General features: G+C 41.6%; 29 protein-coding genes. All 29 read right to left on the bottom strand.

Annotated features, from left to right (window positions below; genetic code table 11):
* Positions 1-94 precede the first annotated feature (94 nt).
* Positions 95-652, bottom strand: coding sequence for a ribosome recycling factor (frr, locus tag JMN17_RS05720; RefSeq protein ID WP_087991625.1), 558 nt, complete (start codon positions 650-652; stop codon positions 95-97).
* 1 nt (position 653) lies between these two features.
* Positions 654-1,376 carry a UMP kinase gene (pyrH, locus tag JMN17_RS05725; protein ID WP_039073977.1) on the bottom strand — a complete coding sequence of 241 codons (723 nt, stop codon included), beginning with the start codon at positions 1,374-1,376 and terminating at the stop codon, positions 654-656.
* A 145-nt stretch (positions 1,377-1,521) separates the two neighbouring features.
* The gene (gene tsf, locus JMN17_RS05730; RefSeq protein ID WP_087991624.1) at positions 1,522-2,403 is read right to left on the bottom strand and encodes a translation elongation factor Ts; all 882 of its coding nucleotides are present in this window, start codon (positions 2,401-2,403) and stop codon (positions 1,522-1,524) included.
* Positions 2,404-2,504: 101 nt separating this feature from the next.
* Positions 2,505-3,245 carry a 30S ribosomal protein S2 gene (gene rpsB / locus JMN17_RS05735; protein ID WP_087991623.1) on the bottom strand — a complete coding sequence of 247 codons (741 nt, stop codon included), beginning with the start codon at positions 3,243-3,245 and terminating at the stop codon, positions 2,505-2,507.
* 143 nt (positions 3,246-3,388) lie between these two features.
* Positions 3,389-3,892, bottom strand: coding sequence for a DUF6115 domain-containing protein (locus JMN17_RS05740; protein WP_087991622.1), 504 nt, complete (start codon positions 3,890-3,892; stop codon positions 3,389-3,391).
* 28 nt (positions 3,893-3,920) lie between these two features.
* Positions 3,921-4,685 carry an RNA polymerase sigma-28 factor SigD gene (gene sigD / locus JMN17_RS05745; protein ID WP_010331078.1) on the bottom strand — a complete coding sequence of 255 codons (765 nt, stop codon included), beginning with the start codon at positions 4,683-4,685 and terminating at the stop codon, positions 3,921-3,923.
* Positions 4,686-4,707: 22 nt separating this feature from the next.
* A complete protein-coding gene (gene cheD, locus JMN17_RS05750) occupies positions 4,708-5,208 on the bottom strand; it encodes a chemoreceptor glutamine deamidase CheD (protein ID WP_087991621.1) in 501 nt (166 codons plus the stop codon).
* A complete protein-coding gene (cheC, locus tag JMN17_RS05755) occupies positions 5,205-5,834 on the bottom strand; it encodes a CheY-P phosphatase CheC (protein WP_087991620.1) in 630 nt (209 codons plus the stop codon). The genes cheD and cheC overlap by 4 nt, the downstream gene beginning before the upstream one ends.
* Before the next feature lie 18 nt (positions 5,835-5,852).
* Positions 5,853-6,323: a chemotaxis protein CheW gene (cheW, locus tag JMN17_RS05760; RefSeq protein WP_087991619.1), complete on the bottom strand. Its 471-nt coding sequence runs from the start codon at positions 6,321-6,323 to the stop codon at positions 5,853-5,855.
* 21 nt (positions 6,324-6,344) lie between these two features.
* A complete protein-coding gene (gene cheA / locus JMN17_RS05765) occupies positions 6,345-8,360 on the bottom strand; it encodes a chemotaxis protein CheA (protein ID WP_087991618.1) in 2,016 nt (671 codons plus the stop codon).
* 5 nt (positions 8,361-8,365) lie between these two features.
* The gene (cheB, locus tag JMN17_RS05770; protein ID WP_087991616.1) at positions 8,366-9,436 is read right to left on the bottom strand and encodes a protein-glutamate O-methylesterase CheB; all 1,071 of its coding nucleotides are present in this window, start codon (positions 9,434-9,436) and stop codon (positions 8,366-8,368) included.
* Between the two features lies 1 nt (position 9,437).
* Positions 9,438-10,334 carry a flagellum location/number ATPase FlhG gene (flhG, locus tag JMN17_RS05775; protein WP_202327675.1) on the bottom strand — a complete coding sequence of 299 codons (897 nt, stop codon included), beginning with the start codon at positions 10,332-10,334 and terminating at the stop codon, positions 9,438-9,440.
* The gene (locus JMN17_RS05780; RefSeq protein WP_202327676.1) at positions 10,325-11,425 is read right to left on the bottom strand and encodes a flagellar biosynthesis protein FlhF; all 1,101 of its coding nucleotides are present in this window, start codon (positions 11,423-11,425) and stop codon (positions 10,325-10,327) included. The genes flhG and JMN17_RS05780 overlap by 10 nt, the downstream gene beginning before the upstream one ends.
* Entirely contained in the window at positions 11,425-13,458 is a 2,034-nt protein-coding gene (gene flhA, locus JMN17_RS05785) for a flagellar biosynthesis protein FlhA (RefSeq protein ID WP_087991611.1), read from the bottom strand. Before flhA ends, JMN17_RS05780 begins: the two co-directional genes overlap by 1 nt.
* Positions 13,459-13,494: 36 nt before the next feature.
* Positions 13,495-14,574 (bottom strand): flagellar biosynthesis protein FlhB, encoded by a 1,080-nt coding sequence (flhB, locus tag JMN17_RS05790; protein WP_202327677.1) that lies wholly within the window; start codon positions 14,572-14,574, stop codon positions 13,495-13,497.
* The gene (gene fliR, locus JMN17_RS05795; protein ID WP_003238525.1) at positions 14,574-15,353 is read right to left on the bottom strand and encodes a flagellar biosynthetic protein FliR; all 780 of its coding nucleotides are present in this window, start codon (positions 15,351-15,353) and stop codon (positions 14,574-14,576) included. Before fliR ends, flhB begins: the two co-directional genes overlap by 1 nt.
* A gap of 7 nt (positions 15,354-15,360) precedes the next feature.
* Entirely contained in the window at positions 15,361-15,630 is a 270-nt protein-coding gene (gene fliQ, locus JMN17_RS05800) for a flagellar biosynthesis protein FliQ (protein WP_003220888.1), read from the bottom strand.
* Positions 15,631-15,644: 14 nt separating this feature from the next.
* The gene (gene fliP / locus JMN17_RS05805) at positions 15,645-16,310 is read right to left on the bottom strand and encodes a flagellar type III secretion system pore protein FliP (RefSeq protein WP_087991608.1); all 666 of its coding nucleotides are present in this window, start codon (positions 16,308-16,310) and stop codon (positions 15,645-15,647) included.
* Positions 16,303-16,962, bottom strand: a complete 660-nt coding sequence (fliZ, locus tag JMN17_RS05810) for a flagella biosynthesis regulatory protein FliZ (RefSeq protein WP_087991607.1) — start codon at positions 16,960-16,962, stop codon at positions 16,303-16,305. The genes fliP and fliZ overlap by 8 nt, the downstream gene beginning before the upstream one ends.
* A 14-nt stretch (positions 16,963-16,976) precedes the next feature.
* Complete coding sequence (cheY, locus tag JMN17_RS05815; RefSeq protein ID WP_014476812.1) at positions 16,977-17,339, bottom strand: chemotaxis protein CheY; 363 nt, start codon at positions 17,337-17,339, stop codon at positions 16,977-16,979.
* Positions 17,340-17,364: 25 nt separating this feature from the next.
* Positions 17,365-18,522: a flagellar motor switch phosphatase FliY gene (fliY, locus tag JMN17_RS05820; protein WP_202327678.1), complete on the bottom strand. Its 1,158-nt coding sequence runs from the start codon at positions 18,520-18,522 to the stop codon at positions 17,365-17,367.
* Positions 18,512-19,510 carry a flagellar motor switch protein FliM gene (gene fliM, locus JMN17_RS05825; protein WP_003220879.1) on the bottom strand — a complete coding sequence of 333 codons (999 nt, stop codon included), beginning with the start codon at positions 19,508-19,510 and terminating at the stop codon, positions 18,512-18,514. The genes fliY and fliM overlap by 11 nt, the downstream gene beginning before the upstream one ends.
* Positions 19,511-19,543: 33 nt before the next feature.
* Positions 19,544-19,966, bottom strand: coding sequence for a flagellar basal body-associated protein FliL (gene fliL / locus JMN17_RS05830; protein ID WP_087991604.1), 423 nt, complete (start codon positions 19,964-19,966; stop codon positions 19,544-19,546).
* On the bottom strand, positions 19,963-20,178 hold the full coding sequence (gene swrD / locus JMN17_RS05835; RefSeq protein ID WP_087991602.1) for a swarming motility protein SwrD: 216 nt from the start codon (positions 20,176-20,178) through the stop codon (positions 19,963-19,965). Before swrD ends, fliL begins: the two co-directional genes overlap by 4 nt.
* 38 nt (positions 20,179-20,216) lie before the next feature.
* Positions 20,217-21,011 (bottom strand): flagellar basal body rod protein FlgG, encoded by a 795-nt coding sequence (gene flgG / locus JMN17_RS05840; protein WP_087991601.1) that lies wholly within the window; start codon positions 21,009-21,011, stop codon positions 20,217-20,219.
* Between the two features lie 21 nt (positions 21,012-21,032).
* Complete coding sequence (gene flgD / locus JMN17_RS05845) at positions 21,033-21,455, bottom strand: flagellar hook assembly protein FlgD (protein ID WP_087991600.1); 423 nt, start codon at positions 21,453-21,455, stop codon at positions 21,033-21,035.
* Complete coding sequence (locus JMN17_RS05850) at positions 21,452-22,912, bottom strand: flagellar hook-length control protein FliK (protein WP_087991599.1); 1,461 nt, start codon at positions 22,910-22,912, stop codon at positions 21,452-21,454. Before JMN17_RS05850 ends, flgD begins: the two co-directional genes overlap by 4 nt.
* 12 nt (positions 22,913-22,924) lie before the next feature.
* Complete coding sequence (locus JMN17_RS05855; protein WP_087991597.1) at positions 22,925-23,539, bottom strand: MotE family protein; 615 nt, start codon at positions 23,537-23,539, stop codon at positions 22,925-22,927.
* A gap of 11 nt (positions 23,540-23,550) precedes the next feature.
* A complete protein-coding gene (fliJ, locus tag JMN17_RS05860) occupies positions 23,551-23,994 on the bottom strand; it encodes a flagellar export protein FliJ (RefSeq protein WP_087991596.1) in 444 nt (147 codons plus the stop codon).

The raw sequence follows: 23,994 nt of genomic DNA on the forward strand, positions 1-23,994 counted from the left end.
GCATTCCCTGCTGATAATCAACAGTATTAACAAAAAAACCCCCTGTAAACATGAGAGGGTCTTTTCACTATTATCTATTGTACATAGTTTTTCATTAAACTTCCATGATTTCTTTTTCTTTGTCTTTTGTGACACCGTCAATTTTTGACACATATTCATCTGTCAGTTTTTGAACGTCTTCAGTGGAAGCACGCAGTTCATCCTCAGTAATGTCTCCGTTTTTCTCAAGCTTTTTGAGATCATCGTTCGCATCGCGGCGTACATTTCGGACAGCTACTTTCGCTTCTTCAGCATATTTTTTTACAACTTTGACTAATTCTTTCCGTCTTTCCTCTGTCAGCGCAGGAATTGCAATTCGGATCATATTCCCGTCACTTGTCGGCGTTACGCCTAAGTCAGCCTTTAAAATCGCTTTTTCGATATCACCAATAGCTGTTTTGTCATAAGGCGTTACCACAAGCATACGAGCTTCAGGCACGTTAATAGAAGACAGCTGATTTAAAGGTGTCTGTGCTCCGTAATATTCAACCGTTACTTTATCTAATAAAGATGGATTGGCACGGCCTGCACGCACAGTAGCCAATTCGCGCTGATAAGCAGCAATTGCTTTTTCCATTTTTTCTTTTGTTTGAGTTAATACTTCTTTTGACACGTTATTTCCCCCTCACGATCGTTCCGATTGATTCACCGATAACGGCACGTTTGATATTTCCTTCTTCCATAATAGAAAAGACGATAAGCGGAATGTCATTATCCATACATAAAGATGATGCTGTTGAATCCATGACTTCCAGGCCGTCTTTTAGAACGTCAAGATAAGAAAGTGATTCATACTTAACAGCTGTTTCATCTTTTCTAGGATCAGCATTATACACACCGTCAACATTATTTTTCGCCATTAAAATAACGTCTGCTTCAATTTCAGCAGCCCGCAGTGCAGCTGTCGTATCAGTTGAGAAATATGGGTTTCCTGTGCCCGCAGCGAAAATAACGACACGTTTTTTCTCTAAGTGGCGTATCGCTTTTCTTCTTATGTACGGTTCAGCAACTTGTCTCATTTCAATGGATGTTTGCACTCTGGACTGGATTCCGAGTGTTTCCAAGCTGTCTTGAAGAGCAAGCGAATTCATAACTGTCGCCAGCATTCCCATATAGTCAGCAGTCGCACGGTCCATGCCCAGGTCACTTCCTGTTTTTCCGCGCCATAAGTTACCTCCGCCTACTACAACAGCCACTTCGACTTCAAGCTCAGCGATTTCTTTCACTTGCTTTGCAATGGATTGAATGACAGTTGGGTTAATTCCGTTTCCCTGTTCTCCTGCCAATGCTTCTCCGCTAAGCTTTAATACGATACGTTTGTATTTTGGTTTTTCCATGATAACCTCCAAGTGTAAACATTGCCGTTTTCTATTATGCAAGAGAAAAAAAGGTTTGTAAATATAGTTTTAAAAATAGGGAACACAAAGTGTGTCCCCTATACTGCCTGAAAAGACGCGACTTCGCCGCGAAATCTTTTCGCCATTATTTTTTCACTTGGTTCATTACTTCTTCAGCAAAGTTTTCTTGACGTTTTTCGATGCCTTCTCCAACTTCATAGCGGACAAAAGTTTGAACAGTTGCGTTTTTCGCTGCAACAACTTGTTTCACTTTTTCATCTGGGTTTTTAACGAACGCTTGGTCTAAAAGACAAATTTCTTCGAAGAATTTGTTCAGACGGCCTTCAACCATTTTCGCTACGATGTTTTCAGGTTTGCCTTCTTGAAGGGCTTGCTGAGTTAAGATTTGACGCTCATGATTTTTTTCTTCTTCAGATACTTGATCACGAGAAATATAACGAGGGTTCACTGCAGCAACGTGCATTGCGATATCTTTCGCAGTTTCTTCGTCAGTAGTACCGTTGAGAACAGTTAATACGCCGATGCGGCCGCCCATGTGAAGGTAAGCACCGAATGCAGAGCTGTCGTCTTTTGTAAGAACTGTAAAGCGGCGAAGAGTGATTTTCTCACCGATTTTAGCAACTGCGCTTGTGATGTACTCTTCAACAGTAGCGCCATTTTCCATTTTTTGACCCATTGCTTCTTCAACATCTGCTGGAGCATTTGTAAGAAGGTGGTCAGCTAAAGTGTTAAGAAGCTCTTTGAAGCCTTCGTTTTTCGCAACGAAATCAGTTTCAGAGTTGACTTCAAGGATAACACCTTTGTTGCCGTCAGTTTTAATAATAGTAGAACCTTCAGCTGCGATACGGTCAGCTTTTTTCGCTGCTTTCGCAATTCCTTTTTCTCTTAAAAGGTCAATTGCTTTATCCATATCTCCGTCAGTTTCAGTTAACGCTTTTTTACAATCCATCATGCCCGCGCCAGTTTTTTCACGCAGTTCTTTTACTTGCTGTGCAGTAATTGCCATTTGTATTCCTCCTTATATGTTTAAACAAGAGTATGTATATCACACATTTTTCTTGAAAAAAGGTGATAAAAGGCAGTCCCTCTTATCACCTTTTAAATAGGTTACGCAGTTGTTGTTTCTGTTTCTGGTGCAGTTTCTTCAGCAACTTCCGCTTCTTCTTCGCCTTGCTTCGCTTCTAGGATTGCATCTGCCATTTTAGAAGTTAGAAGTTTAACAGCACGGATAGCGTCATCGTTCGCTGGGATTACAACATCGATTTCATCTGGATCACAGTTAGTATCTACGATACCGATGATAGGGATGTTTAATTTGCGAGCTTCCGCAACAGCGATGCGCTCTTTGCGAGGATCGATGATGAATAATGCATCAGGAAGACCCTTCATATCTTTAATTCCGCCTAGGAATTTTTCAAGACGCTCTAATTCTTTTTTCAATTGAACGACTTCTTTTTTAGGAAGTACTTCAAACGTACCGTTTTCTTGCATTTTTTCAATGTCTTTAAGACGTTTAATACGTTTTTGGATTGTTTCAAAGTTTGTTAATGTACCACCCAACCAGCGTTGGTTGACATAGTACATGCCAGAGCGCTGAGCTTCTTCTTTAACAGAATCTTGAGCTTGTTTTTTTGTTCCGACGAAAAGGATTTTCCCGCCTTCAGCAGCAAGATTTTTAGTGAAGTTGTAAGCTTCCTCTACTTTTTTGACTGTTTTTTGAAGGTCAATGATGTAGATTCCGTTACGCTCCGTGAAAATGTAACGCTTCATTTTTGGGTTCCAACGGCGTGTTTGGTGACCGAAGTGAACACCAGCTTCAAGCAATTGCTTCATAGAAATGACTGACATGTTATTTCCTCCTAATATAATGGTTTTTTTCCTCCGCTTAGGTCATTTTTGTGCAGAACTGCCGCCTGCAGCACCCTCTGCATAAATCGTTAAGCGTGTGTATTTAACACCAAGACATAATATAACACAGCTTTATCCGACAATCAAGAATCCTTTACACCTTTGGAGCGAAATTTTAAAAATAGCTCGATTTCTGTCTTTCCGCTCTTCAGTTTCTGAGCTATTTGACTGGCTGAATACCCCTGTTCATATAAATCTATGACCTGGTCTTCAAAAGATTGGACATCGCTGTTTACGCTCTCTTCCTGACGCTCAACCTCAGTAATCAGGCCTTCAATATGTTCAGGAAGATTCTCTTCTTCTTGAACTTCATCCCGCTCTGCATAATTTTCAGAGCGCTGAAGGTCTGACTTTTGGGTTTCTTTTTCGGCTTGGCTTGAAGGTGAATCGGTATTTTCTATCAGTTTCTCATTTTCTTCTTTTAATTCAAGAAGAAATGCCGCTAAAGTGTTTTCCGTCTCTTCAAGTATCTTTTTTTGCTGTTTTTCTGTTTCTTTCACAGCCGCGAGCCTCGTATACAGGATAATGACAGCGTACAGAAGAACGCCGTGGAGCGCAAAGCTTAAAAGCCATAATAGTGTTGACATGTTTTTCACTCGCTAACCATGAAATTCATTATTGAATCACTTTTTCAAGCAGATTCTTTAATTTAAATAGTGCCTTTGAATGGATCTGTGATATGCGGGACGTAGAAAGATTTAATACTTGCCCGATTTCTGTCAATGTCAACTCCTCTTTGTAGAACAAACTGACTACCAGCTGTTCTTTTTCAGAGAGTTCGTGAATTTTTTCGGCAAGCTGTGCAATCAGTTCATCCTTCATAATCTTTTCCTCAGGCGGAACATTTTTGTCATCTCTGATCATGACCTGAATGTTTTCACCATCATCTTGATCATGAAGCTTTTCATCAATTGACAGCAGATTGGCAAAAAAACCTTCATTCATTGTTGACACTACATCTTGTACCGTCATTCCGAGTTCCTCTGCAATTTCTGCGGGCGTTACGTTCCGAAGATAGCGCTGTTCAAGCTTTTCAATTGTCGCTTCAACCTTCTTTGTTTTTTCACGTGAGGTTCTGGGCAGCCAATCTTCTTTACGAAGCCCGTCTATGATTGCACCGCGAATTCTAAACGAGGCGTAGGTATCAAATTTTAAGTCCCGGCTGGGGTCAAATTTTTCAAGGGCATCATATAAACCAAGCATACCAAGGCTCATAAGATCGTCTTTATGCACTGATTTTGGCAGTCCGACAGAAATTCTGCCTACATGATATGTGACAAGCGGCATGTAACGGCGCATTAAATCGTCACCGGCTTTAGGATCTTTCCACTCTTTCCAGCGCGTCCAAAGCACCTGATCTTCATAATTCAAGGATTGCATTGTTATCCCCCTAATACCTTAATTAAATCGTTTTTTCACCTTGTTTAACAGTTCGAATATGCAGCATGCAGGACTTCGGTTCAAATTCTATCGTCCGGCCGCTTGAGCCGCCCGTATCTTCACTAATGATGGGAATTTTATATAAAGACAGCTGTTCCTTTATCGCTAATACATTTCTCGGTCCGATCTTCATCAAATCATTTGTCGATTTAAATTTAAACATTTCTGATCCGCCGGCTAACTTTGCTTTTAATGCAAATTTCCGGCACCCCGCTTCTACCAGCATATCAATTGTGGTTTTCACGGCGGTGTCAGCATACTTAGCCCGATTGAGTTCGGCAGTTTTCGATAATGTTGAATCCGGCAGCATAACATGGACAAGCCCCGCTGTTTGCTTTTCTTTATCGTAAAGCACCAGCCCTACACATGATCCTAAACCAGAGGTCCGGATAGTATCCGGAAAGCGGGCGATCTTTACGTCAGCAATTCCAACCTTTACAACAACAGCTTCAGTTGTACTCATATTGATGCACCCAAGGCGACAAAGAGCTTTTCAAATGAATCATAGTCCGGCAGCATAAACATATGCGCTTTCAGCTCCTGCTGATGGCCTTGGTCAAAAATTGACGTGTCGACAACAATAGCGTGTTCTCCAACCTGACTGAGCTCCATCAGCCCTTCGCTGATCACAGCGCCGAACATGTCCAATGAAACTTCAGGAACGCTTGGATAAAGCTGGAGTTTCGTCAAATCCGCCAAGGCTGTTAAATATGACCCTGCTAAAATATTGCCCAGTTCATGCAAAGCGGATGAGCTCATATGATCTTCACCTAAGTCCTCTATATCAAATTCGGGGTTTCCAATCAGCTCTCTGATAAACTGCTCCGCCTGATAAAAAGGCATTATAAAGAACATTGAACCCGTTAAGTCGCCTTCCATTCTTAAAAAGATGCTGGCAACCGGGATATCGGCGCCGCCGAAAAAATCGACAAGATCATCGAAAGACAGCAGCTTTGCAAACGGAACTTCCATATCTATCTTTCTATTTAACAGCAGGGCCATTGCAGAGGCGGAGTGGCCGGCGCCAATATTGCCGACTTCCCGCAAAATGTCCATCTGCTCTTCTTTGATTCCATTAAAAATACTCATGTCATAACCCCTTTAAGATTAAGCTTGATCGGGCACAGCGGACTGAGATGATTCTTTATCCAAAACCGCGTTCGCATCAATAATATTTAAAAGTCTGTTCTCTTGTTTCACAATCTGTTCGATCGATACATCTGTATCTTTCTGGACGCTTTCTGGAGCAGATTCTATTTCATTTTCGTGTACGGTAATCACATCATTCGCTTCATCCACAATCCAGCCGACTTCAATATCACGATAAGCAATAATGATAATTCGTGTTTCATCGGTAATTTCATACTCTGGCAAATTCAGGCGCTTTCTTAAATCAATAACCGGAGTCACCACCCCGCGCAAATTGATTACCCCGCAAATATATGGTTCGACGCCAGGCACTCTCGTCGGCTTTTGCCATTTTTCAATTGATTTCACCTGAGTGACGGAAATGGCATATTCTTTGCCATTTACCACAAAGACAATCATTTTTTCGCCTGTTTTAATTTCTGCAGTCATGTGAGACACCTCCTCGAATGGTTAAATAATCAGTGCATTACAATCAATAATGAGTGCTACGTCTCCGTCTCCTAAAATAGTAGCTCCGGAAATTGCAAAGACGTTTGTTAAATAATCTCCGAGTGATTTCAGCACAACTTCCTGCTGGCCAATAAAGGAGTCCACCACAAATGCAGTAGGTTTGTCGCCTTTTTTCACGACAATGATATGGAGCTGTTCCGCGTCTAATCTTGTATCTTCTATTTTAAACTCTTCTTTTAAATAAACGACAGGGACAATGTGCCCTCTGAAGTCAATCACTTCACGGTCATGCGTTTGTAAAATGTCTTTTCTGTTAATAACTGCTGTTTCAATGATTGAAGAAATCGGAATGGCAAATATCTCTTCTTCCAATTTGACCAGCAGAACTGAAATAATGGACAATGTAAGCGGAAGCTGGATGCTGAATAGAGAGCCTTGGCCTTCTGCAGATTTTACACTGACTGAACCGCCAAGAGACTCCAGTTTATTTTTCACAACATCAAGTCCGACGCCGCGGCCGGAAATATCAGAAATTTGATCAGCAGTTGAGAACCCTGGAGCAAAGATCAATTCGTAAATTTGATTGTCTTCTAAGGTTTCGGCTTCTTTTTCCGTAATGACGCTGCGCTCAAGCGCTTTTTCAAGAATTTTTTTACGATTAAGGCCTGCACCGTCATCCTCTACTTCGATAAAGACATGGTTGCCGCTGTGATAGGCTTTCAGCACAACATTTCCCGATTCCGTTTTTCCTTTTTGCAAGCGCGTTTCCGGAGACTCGATACCATGATCAATACTGTTTCTGATCAAGTGCACGAGAGGATCTCCAATTTCATCAATTACTGTTCGATCCAGTTCAGTTTCCGCACCGATGATCGACAGTTCTATTTTTTTATTCAGCTCTTTTTGAAGCTGGCGAATCATTCTCGGGAACCGGTTAAAAACAGTTTCAACCGGAACCATTCTCATATTTAGAATAATCGATTGCAAATCTCCGGAAATTCTGGTCATTCGTTCAACTGTTTCAGTCAGTTCATTGTGCTCAAGCTCTTTTGCAATCTGCTCTAGACGCCCGCGGTCAATGACAAGCTCTTCGAATAAGTTCATTAAAGAATCAAGTCTGTCAATGTTGACACGAATTGTTTTAGATCCGCCGGCTGTATGCTTCGCCTGGTCATCGTTTTTAGCAGGCTGTTTTTGTTTCTCCTGCTTAACAGGTACAGGGGCTGGTGAATCTGCCGACTTAGGTTCTTCCGGCTTTTCAGATGATGTTAAAGGAGCCCCTTGAATGACTTCGACATGCTCAATTTCTGAAACTCCATTGATTAATTGTTTAATTTCTTCCGCTGATTGGTGTGTTAAGAAGCAAACTTGAAAGCCAGTGCCGAAATCTTCTGTTTCGAGCACTTCCGCACTTGGGATTGTTTTGGCTACTTCTCCGACTTCATTAAGCTTTTCAAACACCATATATACACGAACTGCTTTTAACATACAGTTTTCGTTCAGAGAAATTTTGATTTCATATCGTTTAAAACCTTGCTCCTCAGCTTCTTGTATGACAGTCCGTTCAAATTCGTCATATTCCCAATCAGATGCTGAACTCTGTGCTTCTGCAGGTTCCTCAGAAGCAGCCGTTTCAGCATGCGCACCATTCACATCAAGCTTGGCGCTTACTTCTGAGATATCTCTTTTACCATCTCCGCCGTCAATAATAGACTGAACCATAGCTTCCAGGTGGTCCAGAGCTTCAAACAAAATATCAAGCCAGTCTGCGGTAACTGCCATGTCTCCGTTTCGGAATGCATCCAACACGTTTTCAAGCAGGTGGGTTAGATGTGCTAAATCCGTATAGCCCATCGTTGCGCTCATTCCTTTTAATGTATGGGCAGCCCTGAATATATCATGAACGAGCTGAAGGTCAGTCGGGTCTTTCTCTAAAAGGAGAAGCTTTTCATTACATGTTTGTAAGTGTTCTTTACTCTCATCAATAAAGACATCTAAATACTGATTCATATCCATTTGAATCACACCCTCTCTTTTTTCACACAGCTTGTGATGGATGCTGCGATATCTTTCACATGTTTAATCTCATGAATGAGGCCCGCTTTAACAGCAGCTTTTGGCATCCCATATACGACACAAGATTCTTCAGACTCCGCAATGGCTTTCACATTGCCGGCCGTAAGCATGTCTTTGAGGCCGGCAGTGCCGTCACTACCCATCCCGGTCATAATAACCGCTACTTTTTCATAGTCTGCCAGTTTACCGACAGAACGGAATAAATAATCGGCTGACGGTTTATGACGGCTCGGTGTATCGAGATTATCAAGAACGATCTGGAGTCCCCCGCTGTTTTTGATAACAGATATGTTTTTTCCGCCCGGTGCTATGTAAACACAACCGTTAAGAGCTGCTTCACCATCTTTAGCTTCTTTTACTTGAATGTCAGATAAATGATTCAGACGCTCAGCCAAAGAAGCAGTAAAACCTTCAGGCATGTGCTGAACAACAACCACTGGTGCGCTCAAATCCTTAGGAAGCTTCGGTATCACCTTTTGTAACGCCCTCGGACCGCCTGTTGATGTGCCGATACACACAATTTGTCTGCCTGTGCTTGTTTTCAGTTTGCTTAAATCAGGCTTTACAGCACGCACTATAGGCTCAGGCCGCACTGCCTGTGATACTGGATGTTTCCTCTGTACGGAAAGTCCAGCCGCGACAACACGCTCAACTAATTGTTCTTTAATTTTATACAAATCCAGAGATATAGAACCCGATGGCTTTGTAATAAAGTCAAAGGCACCGATCTCTAAACAATTAATTGTGCACGCTTTTCCTTTCTCAGTCTGGCTTGACACCATGATGACCGGCAAGTTATAAATCTCAATAATTTTGCGCAGTGTGTCTGTCCCATTCATGACCGGCATTTCAACATCAAGAGTAATAACATCCGGCTTTAGCAATTCGATCTTCTTAAGCGCTTCTTCTCCGTTTCTCGCAGTTCCGATTACTTCTATCTGCTTTTCCTCGGTTAGAAAATCACTTATCATTTTTCTCATGAAAGCTGAATCATCAACTACAAGCACACGAATCAAATTAAGCCCTCCTCATTAAAAAAGAAGATAATTTCTCAATAAATGTCTGTTTGTCTTCTTTGTGTCTTGTTTCTTCTCTTTCAAACAAGGCGTCCGCTAAAAGACGGACTGACCGGCTGGCTTTTGCCTGAGGACTTTTTATGAAAAAAGGAACCTGTTCGACAACTGCTTTGCTCACGATCGCATCGTCAGAAATGGAACCAGCAAACTGAACCTGAACATCTAAAAACATATGAATCGTGCGGGAAAGGCGGGTAAAAGCCTCCAGCCCTTCCTTTTGATCACGGCACCGATTGACAGCCACCTTCATTGAAAGCTTATTTTCTGTCAAAACTAAGTGCTTGACAGCGCTGTATGCGTCCATAATGGCCGTCGGTTCGGGAGTTGTTATGATCAAAATATCTTCCGCTGATAAAATAAAAGGCAGCTGATCTTTTGATAAGCCCGCTCCCATGTCAAACAGGACATAATCGAACTGGCTTAACGCATGAGAAAGCTCATTGGCAAAAAACGTCCATTTTCTCTGATCCAGCCGAAACATCACATCAAGACCGGTTCCCCCTGATATATACCGCAAACCCTTTGGCCCAGTGGATAATGACTGCATCAAAGGTTTACGATCGGTTAATATATCGATAATTGTGGCGGAAGATGAGTTTCCCATTAATATATCAATGTTCCCCATCCCGATATCAAGATCGATGAGCAGTACCTTCTTACCTTTATCCTGCAGCGCAAGGGCCATGTTTAAGGTAATATTGGATTTCCCGACACCGCCCTTGCCGCTGATGACAGCAAGTGTCTTTGCTTTTTGTGAATAAACCATTGGCAGAACACGCTGACGCTTTTCCATTTTCGCCCGTAAAGTTGCTGCTTGGTCAAATCTGTTCATCTGCACAGCATCCTTACAAAATCAAGAGGTGATACAGTCTGTATATCCTCCGGCACATTCTGGCCGTTTGTGATAAACCCGACACCCATTTTGGATTCTGAAAGTATATTAAATACAGAACCTAAGGAAGCAGTTTCATCTATTTTCGTAAAAATAAACTGATTGACAGGGACAGATGAAAACCGTTTGACAATATGCTTCATATCCTCATATTTTGCAGTCGCGGATAAAACGAGAAATGACTGAATACTGCTCTCAAAAGGGATTGTCTCTTTCAATTCATCAATGAACCGCTGTTCCTTGAAGTTTCTTCCAGCTGTATCGATAAACACATGGTCATACTCAGTGAATAACTCTTTCGCCTTCTCGAATTCTTCTTTTGTGTAACAAACTTCCAGAGGAGCCTGCAGCAGTTCGGCGTATGTTTTCAACTGTTCAACAGCTGCAATCCGATACGTATCTGTTGTAATAAAAGCGATTTTTTTCTGTTTTTCAAGCATAGATATGGCTGCGAGCTTAGCCAGTGTTGTTGTTTTACCTGCTCCGGTTGAACCAAACAGCACGATATACTTTGAATGAATAGGCTCCTGCCACTTGTCTGCTGAAGGCAGTGTATCACATAGTATATCTTCGAGTTTACCGATCACGTTTTCTTCCGTCAGACCGCCCGTTTCCACAGAGCATCGAAGCAATTTTTTCAGCGCGTTCGTCTTCGTTGACTCTTTAATCCCGCTTTCTTGCAAAAGCTTTTCTGTTTTTCGCAGCGGCTCAGGAAGTACAGATTGATAAACTGAAAAATCACCAGGCTCATGCGGCTGCGGAAATTGAGGGGGATATGTCCTCTCTTCTATTTTCGGACTGCTGACCGGAGTTTTTAAGGTTTGTTCCGGCTCAGCTTCCTTCTGAGGTGTTTTTTTCTTAGGAAAGTCCTGATCCAATACGGCAATTACTTCAACAGCAGGCTTGTTGATGAGTCCAAACCATTTCCGCTTTTTGATCTTTTTCGAATTTAAGATGACGGCATCATTACCTAACTCTTTTCTGATAAGAAGTGCCGCTTCTTGCATTGAAGCAGCAGTAAATTTTTTTATTTTCATTAAATATCCACCACTCCAATGCTTTGTACCTCAACATTCGCCTCAAGTTCGTTATATGAGAGTACCGGAAGATCAGGGAAGTATCGTTCCAGAAGCTGTTTCACATACATTCTGACAGGGGGCGAACATAGAAGAATCGCAGTTTCCTGACGTAATGAGAGCTGTTCGGCTTCTTTAGCGACAGAGCGCACAATACTTTCTGAAATATCTGGTTCAAGCGACAAATAATTTCCGTGTTCCGTTTGCTGTACACCGTCAGCTATCGCCTTTTCTACACGGCCCGAACAAGTAACAACCTTCAACACTTCGTTTTCTTTGGAAAACTGGGCAGTTATTTGTTTAGCCAGCGCCTGTCTTGTATACTCTGTCAAAAGATCAGAATCTGTTGTTAATTTTCCATAATCAGCAAGCGTTTCAAAAATCGTTACTAAGTTTCGGATTGAAACTTTTTCTTTTAAAAGCTTAGCCAGCACCTTCTGAATATCACCGACAGACAACGGATTAGGCGTAACCTCTTCAACAAGCACCGGATACGTTTCTTTCAAGTGATCGATCAGCTGTTTCGTCTCCTGTCTCCCGATCAATTCGTGGGCATACTGCTTAATCTTCTCTGTAATATGGGTTGAAACGACTGAAGCAGGATCAACAACTGTATAACCAAGCATGTCAGCTTCATCTTTTATCGATTCGCCAATCCATTTTGCCGGCAGTCCGAATGACGGTTCCACAGTTTCAATCCCTTCAATGAGATCATCTTCCGGCGTAGGCGACATTGCTAAATAATGATCAAGCAACAGCTCGCCTTTTGCTATTTCGTTCCCTTTAATTTTTAATCGGTATTCATTAGGCTGCAATGCTATATTGTCTCTGATGCGCACCACAGGAATGACAAGGCCGAGTTCCAGGGCCAATTGACGGCGAATCATCACAATTCGGTCTAATAAATCACCGCCTTGATTGGCATCAGCAAGCGGTATCAAACCATATCCAAACTCAAATTCTATCGGATCTATGTGCAGAAGCTGAACAACGCTTTCAGGGCTTTTAAGGTCGTCAACCTCAGCCTCTTCCTCGAGAATCTCGTCCACTTCTTCTTTTTCCTTACCTGATTTAGATAGCATATAAGCGCCGAAAGCAAGCAGTCCCGCAAGCGGTCCCGTCAGAAAAATGCCAATCGGAGTGAAAATACCAAGAAGCAGAATTGTAGATGCTGCGACGTATAAAAGCTTTGGATAAGCAAACAGCTGACCTGTAATGTCATGCCCTAAGTTTCCTTCAGAGGCAGCTCTTGTCACGACAATACCCGTAGCTGTAGAAATTAACAGCGCCGGAATTTGCGAAACAATCCCATCTCCTACAGTCAGCATCGTAAATTTTGAAGCGGCCTCTTGAATGGACATGTCCTGCTGAAGCATTCCGATAACGATACCGAAAATAATATTGATCATGACAATGATGATTCCGGCAATCGCGTCACCTTTTACAAATTTACTGGCACCGTCCATCGCTCCATAAAAGTCAGCCTCTCTTGCCACTTTTTCGCGGCGGTGCTTCGCTTCCTGTTCGGTAATCATCCCTGCGTTTAAATCAGCATCAATACTCATCTGCTTCCCCGGCATTGCGTCCAGCGTAAATCTTGCTGCAACCTCGGAAACACGTTCAGCACCTTTCGTAATGACGATAAACTGAATAATAATCAGGATGATAAATACAACAAGTCCAACTAATACATTTCCGCCGACAACGAAATTTCCGAACGTCTCGACGACTTTTCCGCCTTCACCATGTGAAAGAATTGAACGTGTCGTTGATACGTTCAAGCCTAAACGAAATAGGGTTAAAAGCAGCAACAGTGACGGGAATATCGAAAACTGCAGCGCTTCCTGCATATTCATTGTGGTAAGAAGCACGATCAATGCAAGAGAAATATTAATAATGATCAAAATACTTAACAGCCATGGAGGAAATGGAATCACCAGCATCGCCACAATGAGGACAACACTTATTAAAACGGATAAATCTCTTGTTGACATGCTGCTTTTTCTCTCCTTTTAAATCGAAAAATTCAATTATACTTTTTGTTTTGTTTTATATACGTAAGCCAGAATTTCAGCCAAGACTTTAAAAAATTCTTCCGGCACAGCCTGGTCAATTTCTACCTGATCATATAACGCACGGGCAAGCGGTCTGTTTTCGACCATCATGACATCATGCTCTTTCGCAATTTTCCTGATATTTAACGCGAGGTGGTCAACACCTTTTGCAACGATATAAGGAGCGTCCATTTTTTCTTCGTTATATTTCAGGGCAATCGCATAGTGAGTCGGGTTTGTGATAATGACATCTGCTTTAGGAACTTCCTGCATCATCCGCCTCATTGCCATTTCCCGCTGTCTTTGTTTAATTTTAGACTTGATAATCGGGTCTCCTTCAGACTTTTTGTACTCATCTTTTATATCCTGTTTTGACATTTTGATGTTTTTCTCATGGTCAAACTTTTGATATAAATAATCGAGACCAGCAAGAATCAACAAAGCCCCTGCACCGCTCAGCCCCATCCACAGGGTGAGTTTTGAAACAAAAGAAAGTGCCTCTTCGGGTGTCAGAAGCGGGAGCCGGAGAATTTCTCCATAATGCAGCCAAAGCACAGCGAAAGCAGAAAAACCGACTACAGTGATTTTCAAAATGGATTTAAGCAGTTCTACTATTGCCCGCATGCTGTAAATCCGTTTAAAGCCTTTAATCGGATCAAGTTTTTCAAGCTTAGGCTTTATGACCTCTGTAGAAAATAAGAAGCCCACCTGCATATAGTTGCTGACGACCCCTGCGACAAGAGCGACAAGCATAATCGGCGCAAGCACAAAAGCCGTATCCTTTAATAAGCTGATAAACAGCATATGCACATTTGATTCTGAAAGCTTCATTAAGAGCGACTTGGTATAAAATGTTTCTATAAATGACAGCAGTCTGTCCCTCATAAACGGCCCAATCGCAATGAGTGAAAGGAATATCACTAATAAAGAAACGGCAGTATTGACATCAGCACTTTTGGCAACCTGTCCTTTTTTTCGCGTATCCTGCCGTTTTTTTGGAGTGGCTTTTTCTGTTTTCTCTCCGGCAAAAAACTGCAGGTCAACTCTAAGCTTCATTAAGAAACACCGACCAATGCTAAAAGATTCCGCATCGTTTCAATCGTTAAACTGAAGACATTCCGCACAACGACGAAGATAACAGACATACACACAATGAGCATGATGAAACTGACAGCGATCTTTAAGGGCAGACCGACCACAAATACATTTAATTGCGGAACAGTTCGAGCCACAATGCCTAATGCTAAGTCAACCAGAAACAAACTGGCCACAACAGGTGCTGACATTTGAAAAGCAATAATAAACATCGCATTAAAGCTTTTGGCGATAAAATAAGCAAACTTCTCATCGCCGAAATTCGGAAATGCCTGATCAACTGAAATATACTGAAAGCTGTAATAAATACCGTCGAGCAGCAAATGATGGGCGTTGACACTGAGCATAAACAAAAGTGCCATCGTATAGATAAACTGGCCGATCAGCGGACTTTGTGCTCCGGTTTGCGGATCAATAACGTTCGCAATTGAAAAACCCATTTGAAAATCAATAAACGAGCCGGCAATTTGAACTGCGGCGATCATCATATAAGCGATTAATCCCAGACAGAGACCAACCAAAGCTTCTTTAAACGCCAGAAGCATATATTGCCCATCTATCTCCAAAGAGGGAGGTTTATCAATGGTGCTGAAACAAATGACCGCGAGAAAAAAAGCAAATCCAATTCGATGAACAGCTGGTACATTTCGGTGTCCGAATAGCGGAATCGTTACAAAAAAAGCAGAAATTCTAATAAAAACCAATAAAAAAGCAGGAAATAAATCAATAATCGAATTCATCTCTACATTACCCTGCAAAACGATTTAAATTAGAAAACAGCTCTGTTGTAAATGAAAGAATGGTAGACAGCATCCATGGGCCAAAAAAAATCAGGGCCAGAAGAACTGCCACGATTTTCGGAATAAACGCCAAAGTCTGTTCCTGTATTTGAGTTGTCGCCTGAAATATGCTGACGATTAAACCGACCAGTAAAGCAATAGCCAATAATGGCCCGCTGATCATCAGCGTTACGTATACGGCTTTTTCCGCCATAGAAATTACAAATTCTGAACTCACGTTTAGCACCTACCCTAAAAGCTCTGAAGCAAAGATTTCACAATTAAATACCAGCCGTCTACTAAAACAAAAAGTAATATTTTAAAGGGCAGAGAAATCATAACTGGAGGGAGCATCATCATTCCCATTGACATTAAGACGCTCGCTACGACCATATCTATAATTAAAAATGGGATAAAAATCATAAAACCTATTTGAAACGCTGTTTTGAGCTCCGATATGGCAAAAGCGGGAACCATTGTTGTTAGCGGGATATCCTTTAATGATTCGGGTTTATCCATTTTCGCGTAATTCATAAACAGCGCCAGATCCTTCTGCCTTGTGTGTTTACTCATAAATTCTTTAATTGGTTCCTCAGCTTTCGTATACGCTTCGTCCAAGCTGATTTTGTTGTCCATCAATGGCGTCAGCGCCTCTTTATTAATCTCTGAAAAAGTAGGAGCCATAATAAAAAACGTTAAAAACAGCGCCAGCCCGATCAGAACCTGGTTTGGCGGCATAGATTGTGTCGCCAGTGAAGTCCTGACAAATGATAGAACAATGACGATGCGAGTAAAACAAGTCATAAGAATCAATATTCCAGGCGCCACTGAAAATACAGTTAACAATAATAGTAATTTAACAGATGAACTTACGTTTTGCGGATCGCTTGAACTGAAAATATTTATAAACTCATTCATGATGACGTGGGCCTTTCTTTTTTCCTTCAGAACGGTTTTGTTTTAACTCTTCAAGCTGCTCTTTTAACGCTTTTGAAAATGAAGGCAGTTTTTGCTGCGATTGATGTTCAGAACCCTTAAGCGGCTTGACAATCTTTTGCCACTCTATTTTGCTTGACATTGCCTCTTCATGCTGGCTGAGAATAACCTCAATCTCTTTTTCATCCTCAATTTCTTTCAGCAGCTGGATCGTTTCTCCTACACCAACGACGAGCACATTTTTTCCGACTTTGATCAATTGGATGGATCTGTTTTGTCCGACCGATGTGCCGCCAATATTTTCAACATATTGAAAAGGCTTAAGGAGCCGATTTCTTTTGTTCATGAGCTTAACCAGCCCGTAAATCAGCATGACAACAAATAGTAAAGCGAAAATCATCTTCACGAAATCAAAAGCTGAGACAGAAGGAGCAGCAGCCCCCTCCGTCTCATCAGCAGTTTGTGTTGTTTTTTCTTCCTTTTGCTCTGACTTATCTGCAGTTTTTTCATCTTTCTTTTGAAACCATTCGTTTACAGTTGAATTATCAGAGTCTGCCGCGGCAGCTGCAATCGGATGTACACTGTATAGAACGAAAAAACAAATAAAAGCGATGAAATATTGACTCTTTTTCAACAGCCGTACACCCTTTAACTTAATGTTTTGTTGATTGCTTCAAGCACACGGTCTGCCTGGAAAGGTTTTACGATAAAATCCTTGGCGCCGGCCTGAATGGCATCAATAACCATTGATTGTTGTCCCATAGCAGAACACATAATGATTCTTGCCTGTGCATCAATTTGTTTAATTTCTTTTAATGCTGTTATACCATCCATTTCCGGCATCGTGATATCCATAGTAACAAGATCAGGAGAATGCTCTTTATATTTTTCTACTGCTTGTGCTCCATTTTCAGCTTCCGCTACTACTTCAAAACCGTTTTTCACCAAAATATCTTTAATCATCATTCGCATAAATGCTGCGTCATCTACAATTAAAATTCTGTGTGCCATAATCTATTTCTCTCCTTGTGTTTCGTTATTTTAAATTATTAATGCGCTCTGCTTGGCTTAAAATGTCAGTGACTCTTACTCCGAAGTTTTCTTCAATGACAACGACTTCGCCTTTGGCAACGATTCGCCGATTCACTAAAATATCTACCGGCTCACCGGCTAACTTATCAAGCTCAATAATACTTCCGGCAGAAAGCTCCAAAATCTCTTTTACGCTTCTCTTCGTTCTGCCAAGCTCAACAGTGATCGAAAGCGGAATATCCAAAAGCATATCCAAGTTGTTTATAGGGGCTTGAGAAGCCTCATTGGGATCAAACGCGGAAAATTCCACTGGCGAAACCTGAACTGGTGCTGCTTTTTTTGGTGTTCCCTGCCTTTTTGGCGGCTGTTGCTGTTGCTGCTGTTGCTGCTGTTGCTGCTGCGGTTCCATATGCGGCTCTGGCGTCACAGGCGCTTTCGGCTGCTCATATGTAACATCAGGCTGCGGCGCTGTTTCTTCCTCTGCACTTTCTGTGTTCATCAGATTTGCAATTAAATCTTTTGCAAATGACAGCGGGTACAGCTGCATAATACTGGAATCTATTAAATCTCCCACCTTTAAGTTGAAAGACACTTTCACCAGCATTTCATCATCAGGTATGCGGTCTGTTCCCTTTTCTTCAGTAACATCGAGCAATTCAACCCGAGGCGGTGAAATATCAATTTTTTTGCTGAATACAGTAGACATTGACGTGGCTGCCGATCCCATCATTTGGTTCATCGCTTCTTGAACCGCACTTAAATGAATTTCACCCAGTGAAGGGTCCGCGCCTTTTCCGTCTCCCCCCATCATTAAGTCAGCGATAATCGCCGCGTCATTTTGTTCCACGACCAGCAGGTTGCTGCCGCTAAAGCCCTCCGTATAATTCACTTCAATCGCTACGTACGGTTCAGGAAACGCATCGCTGATTTTACTTTTAGGAATGACAGCTACACTCGGAGTCGTAATATCGACCTTTTGATTTAAAAGCGTTGACAGGGCTGTCGCAGAACTGCCGAATGAAATATTTCCGATTTCACCGATCGCATCACGCTCCATGTCCGATAAGTCATGTACTTCCGGAACCTCTGGCTCATCCGGCGTACCGCCAGTGCCGTTAAGAAGCGCGTCAATCTCATCTTGAGATAATCTATTATTCTCCATCTTGTTCACCTCTTATGTCGTGATCTAAAATTTGCACTGCCTGTTTTCGATTCACCCGGCCGGCTTGTCCTAAAAATTTCGGCTTATCTCCGACCAATACAGTAAGAGGATCCGTGACTGATTTGTCCAAAGTTATGCAGTCTCCGACTTCTAAACTTAAAAACTCTTCTATTGTCAGTTCAGATGTGCCAAGCTCGGCCACGACAGGTATTTGTGCTGTCATGATACGTTTTTCAAGCGACTTTGTTTCCTCAGGCTTCGGCTCATTTCTATCTGATTGCATCCAATAGTGGACCGAAAGCTTCGGTATGAGCGGCTCGAGGACAATATGCGGGATACAAAGATTAATAACACCGCTGATTTCACCGATTTGGGTATTGAGCGAGATGACCACGACCGTTTCATTAGGAGATACCATTTGAACGAATTGCGGATTCACTTCAAACTCAGTCATTTCCGGTTCAATATCAGCAATTGACTGCCAAGCTTCTTTATAATTTCCCAGTGCATTTTCAAATAAATTAGAAATGATTTTTGTTTCAATTTCTGTCAAGCTGTCAACCTTATTATGACTGATTCCAATACCGCCCATTACCCGATCCATCATCGTATAAGCAATTGTCGGATTAACCTCCATCATAATTCTGCCTTCCATCGGATGGACATCAAACAGATTAAGAATCGTCATGTTCGGTATTGACCTGATAAATTCCTCATACGGGACCTGGTCAACTGAGCTGACAGATATGTGAATATAGGTTCTGAGCTGAGCAGAAAAGTGAGTCGTTAGAAGTCTTGCAAAATTGTCATGAATTCTCGTTAAACTGCGGATCTGATCCTTAGAAAACCGCAGCGCACGTTTGAAATCATAAACCTTCACTTTCTTCTCTTTTTCTTCTTTTTTCAGCTCTTCAGCGTCCATTTCACCAGTTGATATTGCAGAAAGCAGTGCATCTATTTCATTTTGGGAGAGAACTTCTCCTGACATTTTCCTCACCTCCGTATTCTGTCAAATGATTGTTTATTGCAGATTAAAGGAGGTAATATACACTTTTTCTACTTTTCCTTCTTGGAGGTAGCTATTTATTTTATCTTTTAGTTCCTTCTTAAAGGCTTCTTTTCCCTTGTCTCCCTCAATCGCATTAGCATTCGTATCGGCCAGCAGTGATATTACAGCATCCTTCACTTGAAAATCACGTTTTTCAAGTTCTTCTTTTGATTTATCAGAGTCGGTCTCAAGTTTAATAGCAAGCCGGATAATGTTATCAGACTTTAAATTTGTTGTGATCTCTTCTACATCAACAGAAGATGCAACGATTTCATCAATGCTTTTTTCCGTTTCACTTTTTTCGGACTCACCGCCTAGTACAAAATAAGCCGCCGCCCCAAGAGCACCTATTACGATAAGAATAATTAGTAAAATGATCATTAAATTTTTCTTCATTCCGGTTCCTCTATTCCTTGATCCATTGAAAATATTTGTATTTTTCGGTAGAAAGTTGCGATCTTTTCCAGAACAGCTTCTTCATCTTCTTTTACTACAAACTTCTTACCATTTGAAAGAGTAATTGTAGTATCCGGAAAGCATTCAATCTGTTCAATAAACAGCGCATTCAGTGTAAAGGGCTGCCCATTCAAACGGGTTACTTTAATCATAAAACAGCGGAGAAGCGATTATCGCCTCCCCTCCCTCCTTAACGTTTAAGGTTAACCAGTTCTTGAAGGATTTCATCTGATGTTGTAATAATTTTTGAGTTTGATTGGAATCCGCGCTGGGCAACAATCATTTCAGTAAATTCGTCAGTTAAATCAACGTTAGACATTTCGAGAAACCCTGATTTAAGGGAACCTGTACCGCCGTCACCAGGCTGGTTGGCTGCACTTGCCGCTCCAGAGTTTAAAGATTCACGGTATAAGTTGTTGCCGATTTTATCTAAACCGTCGCTGTTTGCAAAAGTAACAACCCCGATTTGTCCGCCGTCTTGTGTTTGGCCGCCTGCATCAACGATTGATACGTTACCATCAGAGCCAATACTGAAGCTTTGTGCATCAAGAGGGATCTGAATCGTTCCCCCAGTCATATTTAACACATGGTAGCCATCACCGGTAACAAGTGTTCCAGTATTATCTAAATAGAAGTTTCCTGCACGTGTATAAACTGTTCCATCACCTGAATCAATTTGAAAGTACCCGTCACCGTCAATCGCTAAATCAAGTGTTCTTCCTGTGCTTTGTGTTGCGCTTGTTGAATGAATTGTATCAATTGTGCCAGATGATGAACCTAAACCGATCTGCTTAGAGTTCGTACCTCCAATTGCTCCTCCAGCCGCAGAACCGCCGGCAATCGTTTGGCTTACCATATCTTTAAAGGTAACACGGCTCTTTTTGAATCCTACTGTATTCACGTTGGCAATGTTGTTGCCGATAACGTCAAGCTTTGTTTGAAAATTTTTCATACCGCTGATTCCAGAATAAAGTGAACGTAACATAATGTATTCCCCCAGATTTTTTTATTTAGAAGACTGTGCGACATTCAACACATTAGACGGGCTGACTTCAGTACCATCATTAAGAACGAGATAATATTTTCCTTTTGACTGTTTTACTGAGTTTACTGTGCCTGTTTTTTCTGTTGCACCTCCGTCAGCAGTCCAAGAAACTTCTTTGCCCATCCAATCAAGGTACGTTGTAAACGGATCTTGTTTTTCGACGAATTGAGCCATTGTGGTATTTAAATTCACCATTTGCTCCAAGCTTGAAAAAGTCGCCATTTGGCTGATAAATTCTTTGTCATCAACCGGGTTGAGCGGATCTTGGTTCTGGACTTGGGCCATTAATATTTTTAAGAACTCATCTTTCCCCAAGCTGCTATTGTTAGTTGACACGGTGCTTGTTTTTTCAGGCAGTTTATATTCTGAACTGATAGATGTCATTCTTCTTCCTCCATTTCAACCATCGACAGTTCATCGAGCAGATCGCCGAAATCATTTGATGCCTTTTTCTGTCTTTGCTGTTTCTGCCCCTCTTGCTGCTGTCTCTGTTCATCAGCAAGCTGGCCGTATATCGGCTGATCCCCGCTTTGAACCGGGAGAGTAAAACGGTCAATTTGGACGGCCATATTCGGCAGTGATTGCTTCAGCTGAGGAAGATGCTGTTCTAGCAGTTCTTTTGCTGATTGACTCGATGCAATAATTTTACTCTGAAACATCCCATTTTCATTTGTCAGCTTGATTGTGACAAATCCTAAATGTTCAGGATTCAGCCGAATGGTGAAACTTCCCGTTGATCTGCCGAATGGTGTATATTTCATCTGCTTCCACGCATTGATAACTTGATCAGCCGCCGTTTTTGTCTCGACAGTCGGTAAATCAGATGAGAGCTGCTGCAGATCGAGTGGTTGAACTGCCCCAGTGTTCCTGTACCCTGAAAAAAGCATTTGGAGTCCTGATTTACTATCTACGGGCTGAATACTTCCAGAAGCATCCGACGCGCTTTTGCTGAATGAATTCTGTGAAAGCGGTGTGAGGACACGCTTTCCAAAGTCTTGCGATGATTCGGATGATTTCGATAACAAGAAAGCTTTCAGCTGGCTTTCAGCTAAATTCCATTCTTTAGTCCCTTTTTGAGGAAGCATAGACATTTGCTCCATTAAACTTTGAAAACTTTTCAGCTCTGACGCTGTCATCGAATAAAGTTTTGAACCCGACTCATCTTTAGTGAATATTTGCTGTTTAAGATCCTGAATGAGCTGTTGAGATACGCCCTTTTTTTCTAACGCAGAAAGAAATTGTTCTCCATTCTGGTAAATGACATGAGCTTCATTGCCATTCCCGCGTTCAGTCAGCTTATTCCCTTCTAGCAGTTGGCTAATGAACATTTGAATAAGGGCAAGTTCTTTATCATCCTCAGATACTTCATTATCCTGATTCGATTGCTCTGTATCAACATTCATTTCTCCATTACTGTCAGCAGCAGGATCATTGTCAGCCAGAGCCGTTTTACCTTCTGAGGTCATTTTGTCTAATTCTGCGAGCAATTGATCCGTCCCGCTGGACGTTTTTGATTCAACTGCTTGCAACAGATTCTGCAACAATTGCTGAGACGTTTCATCCAGCTGTTTCCCTGTTAGTTTGCTTAATGTTTGCAGAAGTTCCGCTTTATGTTTGTCTTGATCTTCAGGACTTGCTTTTAGCCAATCACTGATCTTTTTAAGGGCATCTGCTAGCTGGTCTCCGGAATTAGGAGCATCCTTCCCTTGTTCTGAGATTTCATTCAAGCCCGCCTCAGACATAAGCCAGTTTTGAAAAACTCCCTGGCTACTTTTCACGGTTTTAGCCGCAGTACCCGCTGTAGTTTGCAGCAAAGGTCCCGCCAATTCAAGCAGCTTCACCTTTAATTCCCCCTATTCTTGACTGGCAGCAATTTTTTCTGTATAGGTTGCCGCTTGCTCAGGAGTCATTTTCGCCAATATGTCGGCAAGCTGCTTTTTGCTTAGGCCATTCAATATTTTCAGCGCTTCCTGCTCATTTAATTGGGCAATAATTTTAGCAGCCTTTCCGCTGTCCATGCTCTTATATACACTGATCACTTTGTCATCCTCAGAAGAAGAATTCGAACCTGATGTTTCTTTAGTATGATCTTCTGATGACTTCTTTTGATCCTCCGCCGTCTTTTCAAGAGAACGAATCTTTTGGTTGAGCCTGTCGATTTCAGATTTACTCGTTTCTAAATCTTTATTCAATATACTGATTTCACTTTTTTGATCCTTAATGGTCTTTTCCAGAGCTGCCGTATTACTGCTATCCTTACTTGATGCTGTGTCTTTTTTATTTTCGGTTTCAGGAACCCATTCTTTAAGAATCGGCGTTTTTGCCGCAGCTTCCTGTATCGGCTTTAGGACATTGACACCAGCCGCCCAAAGAACAATCCCCCCTGCGATTAGAAGAAACATCAGCGGAAGGATAATGATAAGCAAAACCGAACGGAACTTACCTGATTCTTTCTTTTTGCCTGACATTACATTCGCCCCTAATGGCCTTGAATCATAAACTGCTTGATCGAAATGTCGTCCATTTCTTTCATCTCTGCAGCTTTGTCTTCAAGAGCAAACATTTTAAACTGTTTTTCACGCATTTTTTCAAACTTTTTCACTTCAATATTTTTCTCTGTCAAAATTTCTTGTTTTTGATTCATTTGATTTCGTTTCATAATGACAAGCTTTTGATAATGATAAATTGTGTTGTCAAGATTTGACACAAATTGCTGGTAATGCCTCATTTCTTGTACACTCATACCGCTTTTCAATTTCTCTTCCTTATTTTGTTCAAGCAATTCCTTTTTGCTCATATTCTCATATAATTTTTCAGCAACATTTTCAAATTCAGAAACTGATTGCTGATACTCAGATAAGGATTGATCTTTCTCATTTTCTTTTAGTTCCAGCAGCTTTTGGAATCTAAATTGATAGGCCAC

The sequence above is a fragment of the Bacillus sp. RHFS10 genome, from assembly GCF_016757475.1.
Classification (GTDB): Bacteria; Bacillota; Bacilli; order Bacillales; family Bacillaceae; genus Bacillus; species Bacillus subtilis_G.

Coding starts and splice junctions, on each gene's coding strand:
- pyrH (WP_039073977.1), bottom strand. CDS start 1,376: ATGGAAAAACCAAAATACAAACGTATCGTATTAAAGCTTAGCGGAGAA.
- tsf (WP_087991624.1), bottom strand. CDS start 2,403: ATGGCAATTACTGCACAGCAAGTAAAAGAACTGCGTGAAAAAACTGGC.
- rpsB (WP_087991623.1), bottom strand. CDS start 3,245: ATGTCAGTCATTTCTATGAAGCAATTGCTTGAAGCTGGTGTTCACTTC.
- JMN17_RS05740 (WP_087991622.1), bottom strand. CDS start 3,892: ATGTCAACACTATTATGGCTTTTAAGCTTTGCGCTCCACGGCGTTCTT.
- sigD (WP_010331078.1), bottom strand. CDS start 4,685: ATGCAATCCTTGAATTATGAAGATCAGGTGCTTTGGACGCGCTGGAAA.
- cheD (WP_087991621.1), bottom strand. CDS start 5,208: ATGAGTACAACTGAAGCTGTTGTTGTAAAGGTTGGAATTGCTGACGTA.
- cheC (WP_087991620.1), bottom strand. CDS start 5,834: ATGAGTATTTTTAATGGAATCAAAGAAGAGCAGATGGACATTTTGCGG.
- cheW (WP_087991619.1), bottom strand. CDS start 6,323: ATGACTGCAGAAATTAAAACAGGCGAAAAAATGATTGTCTTTGTGGTA.
- cheA (WP_087991618.1), bottom strand. CDS start 8,360: ATGGATATGAATCAGTATTTAGATGTCTTTATTGATGAGAGTAAAGAA.
- JMN17_RS05780 (WP_202327676.1), bottom strand. CDS start 11,425: ATGAAAATAAAAAAATTTACTGCTGCTTCAATGCAAGAAGCGGCACTT.
- flhA (WP_087991611.1), bottom strand. CDS start 13,458: ATGTCAACAAGAGATTTATCCGTTTTAATAAGTGTTGTCCTCATTGTG.
- flhB (WP_202327677.1), bottom strand. CDS start 14,574: ATGAAGCTTAGAGTTGACCTGCAGTTTTTTGCCGGAGAGAAAACAGAA.
- fliR (WP_003238525.1), bottom strand. CDS start 15,353: ATGAATTCGATTATTGATTTATTTCCTGCTTTTTTATTGGTTTTTATT.
- fliP (WP_087991608.1), bottom strand. CDS start 16,310: ATGAATGAGTTTATAAATATTTTCAGTTCAAGCGATCCGCAAAACGTA.
- cheY (WP_014476812.1), bottom strand. CDS start 17,339: ATGGCACACAGAATTTTAATTGTAGATGACGCAGCATTTATGCGAATG.
- fliY (WP_202327678.1), bottom strand. CDS start 18,522: ATGGAGAATAATAGATTATCTCAAGATGAGATTGACGCGCTTCTTAAC.
- fliM (WP_003220879.1), bottom strand. CDS start 19,510: ATGTCAGGAGAAGTTCTCTCCCAAAATGAAATAGATGCACTGCTTTCT.
- fliL (WP_087991604.1), bottom strand. CDS start 19,966: ATGAAGAAAAATTTAATGATCATTTTACTAATTATTCTTATCGTAATA.
- swrD (WP_087991602.1), bottom strand. CDS start 20,178: ATGATTAAAGTAACCCGTTTGAATGGGCAGCCCTTTACACTGAATGCG.
- flgG (WP_087991601.1), bottom strand. CDS start 21,011: ATGTTACGTTCACTTTATTCTGGAATCAGCGGTATGAAAAATTTTCAA.
- flgD (WP_087991600.1), bottom strand. CDS start 21,455: ATGACATCTATCAGTTCAGAATATAAACTGCCTGAAAAAACAAGCACC.
- JMN17_RS05855 (WP_087991597.1), bottom strand. CDS start 23,539: ATGTCAGGCAAAAAGAAAGAATCAGGTAAGTTCCGTTCGGTTTTGCTT.